Annotated in this window: 5 protein-coding genes, 1 tRNA gene and 1 pseudogene; 3 read left to right on the top strand and 4 right to left on the bottom strand. The window is 44.9% G+C overall.

All coding sequences use genetic code 11. The annotated features are described in order from the left end of the window. Window positions 1–27 precede the first annotated feature (27 nt). Both trxB and H6G40_RS12430 read left to right on the top strand, forming a co-directional pair. Window positions 28–1,386, top strand: coding sequence for a thioredoxin-disulfide reductase (gene trxB / locus H6G40_RS12425; protein WP_069474309.1), 1,359 nt, complete (start codon window positions 28–30; stop codon window positions 1,384–1,386). A gap of 94 nt (window positions 1,387–1,480) precedes the next feature. Beyond that, window positions 1,481–2,311 (top strand): metal ABC transporter permease, encoded by an 831-nt coding sequence (locus tag H6G40_RS12430; RefSeq protein WP_069474325.1) that lies wholly within the window; start codon window positions 1,481–1,483, stop codon window positions 2,309–2,311. 246 nt (window positions 2,312–2,557) lie between these two features. Here the strand turns inward: H6G40_RS12430 and H6G40_RS12435 are convergent, their stop codons facing one another. Further along, entirely contained in the window at window positions 2,558–3,139 is a 582-nt protein-coding gene (locus H6G40_RS12435) for a DUF3727 domain-containing protein (RefSeq protein ID WP_069474310.1), read from the bottom strand. A gap of 47 nt (window positions 3,140–3,186) precedes the next feature. Beyond that, window positions 3,187–3,999 (bottom strand): 5'/3'-nucleotidase SurE, encoded by an 813-nt coding sequence (gene surE, locus H6G40_RS12440; protein WP_002738710.1) that lies wholly within the window; start codon window positions 3,997–3,999, stop codon window positions 3,187–3,189. A gap of 57 nt (window positions 4,000–4,056) precedes the next feature. Here surE and H6G40_RS12445 point away from each other — a divergent pair. Further along, window positions 4,057–4,129, top strand: a tRNA-Arg gene (locus H6G40_RS12445). 342 nt (window positions 4,130–4,471) lie between these two features. Here the strand turns inward: H6G40_RS12445 and mutS are convergent. Beyond that, window positions 4,472–7,120: a DNA mismatch repair protein MutS gene (mutS, locus tag H6G40_RS12450; RefSeq protein WP_069474951.1), complete on the bottom strand. Its 2,649-nt coding sequence runs from the start codon at window positions 7,118–7,120 to the stop codon at window positions 4,472–4,474. A 186-nt stretch (window positions 7,121–7,306) separates the two neighbouring features. Further along, window positions 7,307–7,846 (bottom strand): annotated as a pseudogene (locus H6G40_RS12455) (serine/threonine protein phosphatase); the annotation flags it as partial. Between the last annotated feature and the right edge of the window lie 139 nt (window positions 7,847–7,985).

Here is a 7,985-nt window from a genome sequence, read left to right on the forward strand (position 1 = left end):
TAGTCGTTATGAGTTGCATTTACGGTTATGACTGTCGAGAATTTAGTCATTATTGGTTCGGGACCGGCGGGATATACGGCGGCGATTTATGCGGCACGTGCGAACTTAAAACCCTTGATGTTTGAGGGTTTCCAAGCGGGAGGCATTCCGGGGGGACAACTGATGACCACCACAGAAGTAGAAAATTTCCCCGGTTTTCCCGAAGGAATCACCGGTCCGAAGCTGATGGAAAGAATGAAGGAACAGGCCGAAAGATGGGGGACCCAATGTTATACCGAAGATGTTATCTCGGTGGATTTAAGTCAGCGTCCTTTTACCATTCGTTCCACGGACCGGGAAGTTAAGGCCAATAGTATTATTATCGCCACAGGAGCCACTGCCAAACGCTTAGGATTACCCAGCGAGTCCCAATTCTGGAGTAACGGCATTTCCGCTTGTGCTATCTGTGACGGTGCTACACCGATATTTAGAGAGGAAAACCTCGCTGTCATTGGTGGCGGTGACTCCGCAGCCGAAGAAGCCGTATATTTAACTAAATACGGCTCTCACGTCCATTTATTGATACGCGGGGAAGCGATGCGTGCCTCGAAAGCAATGCAGGACCGGGTGTTAAATAATCCGAAAGTTACTGTTCATTTTCACACCCAAGCACTGGATGTGTTCGGTACAGGCAGTAAAATGGAGGGATTACGCATTAAAAACTCGCAAACGGGAGAAATCAGGGAATTAGCCGTTAGAGGGTTATTTTATGCCATCGGTCACACTCCCAATACTTCCCTATTCCAAGGACAACTAGAATTAGACGAGGTGGGTTATGTGAAAGTCAAACCGGGGACTGTTGCTACCAGCGTCGAGGGGGTTTTTGCCGCCGGAGATGTGCAGGACCACGAATACCGTCAGGCAATCACTGCCGCAGGTACGGGGTGTATGGCGGCGTTATTGGCAGAAAGATGGTTATCGGAGCATAATTTAATCCAAGAATACCGTCAATCAGCCACTTCTGAACATTACGAGACGAAAACCGTTAGCGAAACCCCGGCCGATACGGAGGAAACTTTTGATATTAACAAAACCCGTCACGTTGGGGGTTATGCTTTGCGGAAATTATTCCACGACGGCGATCGCTTGTTAATGGTAAAATATGTTTCTCCCACCTGTGGCCCCTGTAAAACCCTGAAACCGATTTTAGATAAAGTGGTCGATGAGTACGATGGCAAAATTTATTTTGTGGAAATTGACATCGAAGCTGACCCGGAAATTGCCAAAATGGGTCAAGTAACCGGTACTCCCACGGTACAATTCTTTAAGGACCGGGAATTAGTCAAGGAAATGCGCGGAGTCAAACAAAAAAGCGATTTTCGTCAAGTAATTGAAAGTTATCAATAATCAGTTATCAGTTATCAGTTATCAGATGTGAGTTTTGAGTTTACTGTTTACTGAAAAAGCTCCCCACACCCCACACCCCACACCCCACACCCCTATGCTAGAGGCTTTACAATTTGATTTTATGCGCCATGCGATTGCCGCAGGAATATTAGTTAGTATTGCCTGTGGGATTGTGGGTACTTTGGTAGTAGTTAATCGCGTGGTTTTTATCAGTGGGGGAATCGCTCATGCTGCCTATGGAGGGATAGGAATCGGTTATTTTTTTGGGATTAATCCTGTGGTGGGGGCGATATTTTTTACCTTTTTTTCGGCTTTAGGCATGGGGTTTTTACAGCGTCGCATCCGGGAGAGAGCTGATACTTTAATCGGGGTAATGTGGGCGATTGGTATGGCGATTGGGGTAATTTTTATTGATTTAACCCCCGGTTATAAAGCTGATTTGATGAGTTATCTTTTTGGTAGTATTTTAACTGTACCGAGGGATGATTTATGGATAATGGCGGGCATAGATATATTAATTATCACCTTAGTTAGTATCTTTTATAAGGAGTTGTTAGCCATATCTTTTGATGAAACCTTTGCGATTATTCGCAATATTCCCGTGGAGGTAATTTATTTGGGTTTAATGGGAATAACCGCTTTAACTATTGTGGCAGTAATGCAGGTAGTAGGATTAATTATGGTAATTGCTTTGTTAACTATTCCTGCGGCTATCAGTGGACAATTTGTTAAAAATATGAAGGCAATGATGCTCCTAGCGATTATCTTAGGAATTGTCTTTACTTTGGTTGGTTTATGGTTATCCTATAGTTTAAATCTCACCTCGGGGGCGACAATTATTTTAGTGGCAGGATTGGGTTATTTAATCAGTCTTGCTTGGAAACCTTTCATCCTCACTATCACCAGAAAAATAGCTAATCTTTAAAGCTCTCCCCTAGTTGTGGTGATATAGCATTTATCTTAATAGTGAGGTATGAGGTTTTTATTTTGGGGAGACAGGAGCCGGTCGTTAATACCAAGTTAGGTTATACTTCATCTTTATGAGAAACGCCGTAATTTAAAGAAAAAATACCAAATCCGTGTTAATCGCAATGATGATGAAATCCCGAAAGATATACTGTAACTAGATTTATCGATAAATTTGGTCGGCGGATTTGGTAAAATCAAGTAATTAATCGAGTTCATCAAACAAAAGTTCCTCTAGAATCGGTCCCATACCGTCATCATCGGGGGAAACTAATTCAACTTTCCCTTCCCCATCACCGACAGCTAAGAATAACAAAGGAGCAAGGGGACTGTAAATCGAGTATTTTTGGTCTTCGGAAAAGAAACTGGCGAGAAATTGCAATTCTTCCGGCTCTGATGACGAGGAAGGAGCATCGCTATCGATTTCTAAACTGAGAACATTATCTTCTTCTAGGGGAGGTAATTCACCACTAACGGTTAAGGTGTGAGCAGTGGATTTGAGCAATAGGTCTAATTCTGCTAAAACTGCCTTAGCATCGGCGAAAATCCGCTCAATTTCCTCACTATCTTCGATTAAGAAGGCATCAGATTCTTCTTCCTCCGATTCCTCATCCCAAGCTAGAATCATCACCGGGGTATCCACGGGGACAAGAAGCATATAGGTAAGGTCATCGGTTTCATAGGCATTCTCAATATAACAGTCTAGTGATCGACCTTGCTCATCCCAGAGGGTTATGACATCCGCTTCTTCGAGTTCGTTTTCTTGAAAATTAAATTGAGGGGACATAGGCTCTCAAACGCTAATGATTGAATCAGAATATCATGAGATGCTCCTCAATCAAGCCAAGAATTCCGGTGCAAATGTTGAAAACCCTGTACATCAGTTAAATTGTATTGTAGGGGCGTGATGGTGATAAAATTCTCGCCAATAGCGCGTACATCCGTAGGCACTTCCGGGGGTAAATGGCTGTAGTCCGGTTGTTCGATATCTTCCACCACTTCCCCAATTAACCAGTAATAACTTTTACCCCTGGGGTCCAGTCTTTTCTCGAAGGTTTCCTCGTAGCGTCGCAATCCCTGCCTAGTGATTTTCACTCCCTTGATTTCGGCACTACTAACCGGAGGGACGTTGACATTGAGTAAAGTGGGAACAGGAAAAGGGTTAAGGGTAACTTTCCTGACTAAAGTGAGGGCAAAATCCGCAGCCGGTTGGAAATCACAAGCTTTAAAACTGGCCAGACTAACGGCAATACTGGGAATACCTTCGATTAATCCCTCCATGGCCGCGGAAACCGTGCCAGAATAGAGGATATCAGTACCGAGATTAGACCCGTGGTTAATGCCAGCTAAAACTAAATCGGGAGGCTCTTTGAGGACGGCACTAAGGGCAAATTTTACCGAATCGGCGGGGGTTCCCGAGCAGGACCAGGCAATCACATCGGGGTGAAAAATTCCTTCCACCTGTTCGGCCCGGATGGGATGGTGTAAGGTTAAGCCATGACCGGTGGCAGAGCGCTCGCCGTCGGGACAAACTACGGTGACTTGATGACCGGCGGCAGCGAGGGTGTTGGCAAGGGTGCGGACTCCTAGCGCGGAAATACCGTCATCGTTACTGATAAGTAATTTTAAAGAGCGATCGCTAGTCATGGGAAATTTCTGCTCTACTGCGCCGGCTAGTGGTATAATGTAATGGTATTTTATCGTGGGTACGTAGCTCAGAGGATAGAGCACCAGGTTCCGGTCCTGGGTGTCGGGGGTTCGACTCCCTCCGTACTCGTTCAGTAATGTAGGGTTGATTCATGAATCAACCCTACCCTTTGGGGGTAGTAGTGCTTTTCTTGATATGTAAACTATACTCAAGGGATTGAGTATTACTTGCGATTTTATTGCTCAATCCAAGTTTTTGGGGGGTTCTACCCCCCAAACCCCCCGTTGGGGGCGTGGCGCCGCCCCCAAACCCCCCGCGCATTAGTTTTTCGGTGGGATGCTTACACGCGATTGTTCATATATTTGTACCAGTTTAAGAGTCACTGATAATTGCTGATTATCGGTGTTTCTGCAAAATCGAGATGCAGCCTTTTCGTTAACCACAAAGGACACAAAGTTGAGCTTTGCACTACTACTTACTGTCATCAAAAATATCTAACTGCTGCAGAGAGGGGGAATTATCCGACTTAACCGGTTTAATTTTCTTAATTCCTTGACGCAAACCGATCGCAATTTTACTATGTTTTTCGATTTGACCCATCACCTGCATGGCACGATCGATCACAGAAGCTGGTAAACCGGCTAATCTCCCCGCTTCGATACCATAGGATTTATCCGCACCTCCCGGTCGTACTTGGTGCAAAAATACTATCTCATGGGGTAATTCTTTGACTGTTACCTGATAATTGGCCACATTCTCTAAAATTGAGGCTAATTCGTTCAGTTCGTGGTAGTGAGTGGCGAAAATCGTCCGCGATTGCAGTACCGTGGCTAAATACTCGGCCACAGACCAAGCTATGGATAAACCGTCAAAAGTGGCTGTCCCCCGGCCAATTTCGTCTAATAATACTAATGATCTGTCTGTGGCGTGATTGAGAATATTGGCAGTTTCGTTCATTTCCACCATAAAGGTGGATTGGCCGGTAGCGAGGTCATCCACAGCCCCCACCCGGGTGAAAATGCGATCGCAGATGGAGATTTTGGCCGACTTTGCTGGGACAAAACTGCCGGTTTGGGCTAACAATTGAATTAATCCCACCTGTCGCAGATAACAACTTTTGCCACTAGCATTGGGACCGGTGAGAATAATCAAGTCGGGGTATTCTAAACCTTCCTGATTGCCCAAATTAATCGAATTCGGCACAAAAAAGCCGGCCCCAAGGGATTGTTCCACCACGGGATGACGACCATCTTTAATATCGATAAGACGACCATCGGCGATTTCTGGGCGACAATATCCCTGATAAACGGCGATTTCTGCCAATGCTGCCAATACATCCAAAGCGGCGACTTTTGTGGCCACTTCCCGAATTTCTGGGGAAAATTCGGCCACTTGACGGCGTAAATCGCTAAAAATCTCGTATTCTAACTTATTTAATTCATCTACTGCCGTCAGAATTATATTTTCTTTCTCCTTTAACTCGGTGGTGATATAACGTTCCTCATTGACTAAAGTTTGCTTACGCACATAATCTTTTGGGGCGAAATCAGCTTTACTGCGGGGTAAACTGATATAATAACCGAAAGTTTTGTTATAATTAACCTTAAGGTTACTAATACCCGTTCTTTCTTTTTCTGTCGTCTCCAGATTCTTAAACCAATCGATTACTTCCTGATAGTCGCGCCGGAGGGCATCCAATTGGGCATCAATTCCCTGGCGAATCACCCCCCCTTCCTTCAGATGCAGCGGGGGAGATTCCACCAGATGCGCTATCACCTGCTGGCCTAATTTTTCTAAATCGGCGGGAATTTGCTGTAAAGCTTTCAAATAGGGCGAATTTCCCGAAGCAACCAAAGCCGCTAAATCGGCTAATTTGACTAAAGATGCCGCTAGGGAAAGTAAATCGCGGGCATTAGCCGTTCCTGCACCTACACGACCGCTTAAACGTTCTATATCGTAGATTTCCCTTAATTTTTGCCGAATATCTTGGCGCAGGGAGGGATTATCCTTTAACTCTTGGATAGTATCTTGACGGGCGCGAATACCGCGAGAATCTAAGAGAGGTTGCAGTAACCAACGACGTAAGGCCCGACTACCCATGGCCGTGCAAGTGCGATCAATCGCCCATAATAGAGAACCATAGAAGCTACCATCGCGCACCGTTTGGGTAATTTCAAGGTTGCGACGGGTTTGCCCATCTAAAATCAAAAATTCCGAGATAGAGTAGGTTTTTAAAGGTTGTAGGGGGACTTGATTGGCTTTTTGGGTATCTTCAATGTATTCTAATAGGCCTCCGGCTGCGCGAATGGCGAGGGGTAAATGTTCGCAGCCCATCCCCTCTAGGGAACGCATTTTATAGGTGATTAGGAGACGATTTTTCGCTTCTGTGAGAGTAAAGATATTTTGGGGACGGAGAGAATAACAAAAACTATCGGGTAAACAGGGGGGGAGATGGTCGGATTTTTCCCCGGGGCGCAAAATACGGTTTAAATCGGGGGCATTGATGGGAAAAAGGATTTCTGAGGGCTGTAAACGGGTTAATTCTAGGCTTAAAGCCGTTAAATCGCTGGCTTGGGTGGTGTAGAATTCTCCGGTGGAGATGTCTGCATAGGCTAATCCCCAATTTTCTCCGGTTATAACCACAGCAGCTAGAAAATTATTCTTTTTTGCGTTTAACATTCCCTCATCGGTGAGGGTTCCGGGGGTGAGCAGTTTGGTGATAGCGCGTTCTACGAGTCGTTTTTCGGCGGCTGCTTCCGTTGAATCCTCTACTTGGTCACAAATCGCCACTGCATAGCCTTTTTCCACCAATAAACGACTATAGCGCTCTAGGGCGTGGTGGGGAACCCCGGTCATGGCGACTCTCCCAATCCCTTTACCCCCTTCCTTGCTGGTGAGAACTAATTCTAATTCTCTGGAGATAATCACCGCGTCCTGAAAGAAACACTCGAAAAAATCGCCCACACGATACAGTAAAAGGGCATTGGGATAGGTTTCTTTTACCTCCACATAATGCTGGTACATGGGGGTGAGTTTATCGCGATCGAGTCCGCGATAATCACGATGGGGATCTTTATTGGTAGCCGGTGGTTCTAGGGGAAAATCCGAGGGGAGAGTCATGGGTGAAGGAAAGCTGGACAATTCTTTATTCAATTTACCGCTCTTGAGAACCTACGATCAAAGAATCCCAATAGCCTAAGCTGCTGGTTCGCGTTATTCAATCCAGGGATTAATATCTGAGCTATCTGGGGGGATTTGACATTATTCCCCGTCCGAGAATTATATTTTTGTTAATAACAGTTATTTTTAAGGGGTGGGCTGCACTCTTTTAGTATAGACTTCGGCGGGATTAATTGAGGTGGTTATATCTTCTAAATCGAATTTTCGCCTGGTTTTATCTTTGGTATTAACCTGATAAACCAAACGATTAGTGATATCTAATCCAGTTAACCAATTACTGTGGGGATGATAAGCTCCCGTGTCGATATCTAACCAACCGGCACCGGCGACTAATTGCCCCGGACTTACCCCCGGAAAAGTAAAGGTAATCGTGTGGCCAGTGATAATTAATTTATCACTAAAAAAAGGTTCCGGCATACTGTGGAATTCATCGCGGATCCAACAAAAATGAGTAGCATCTTGTTCTTCTAGGGGTAAATGGGGATAAACACCGGCATGAACCAGCCAAATATCGCCTAAATCGAGGTAAAGAGGCAAGGTTTTCAGCCAATCAATGTGATCTTGCGGTATTTTGTGGTTATAGCTCACGAGAGTAGCATGACCGCCACTATAAAGCCAAGCCGGCAACATTTCCCCCATCATTCCTTGGCTGCCCAATACTTCTATACTTTGCACGGTTATAACTTGCATTTTTTACTCAAAGACAATAATATAGTTCAAGAGTCATAATTAGAAGCAAAGCACTCATTAAAAACATGATTAACCTAGAATTCACGGAAGAAGAAAAGAACTCACTGTATTATGA

Source organism: Microcystis viridis FACHB-1342, from assembly GCF_014698335.1.
Lineage (GTDB): Bacteria > Cyanobacteriota > Cyanobacteriia > Cyanobacteriales > Microcystaceae > Microcystis > Microcystis ichthyoblabe_A.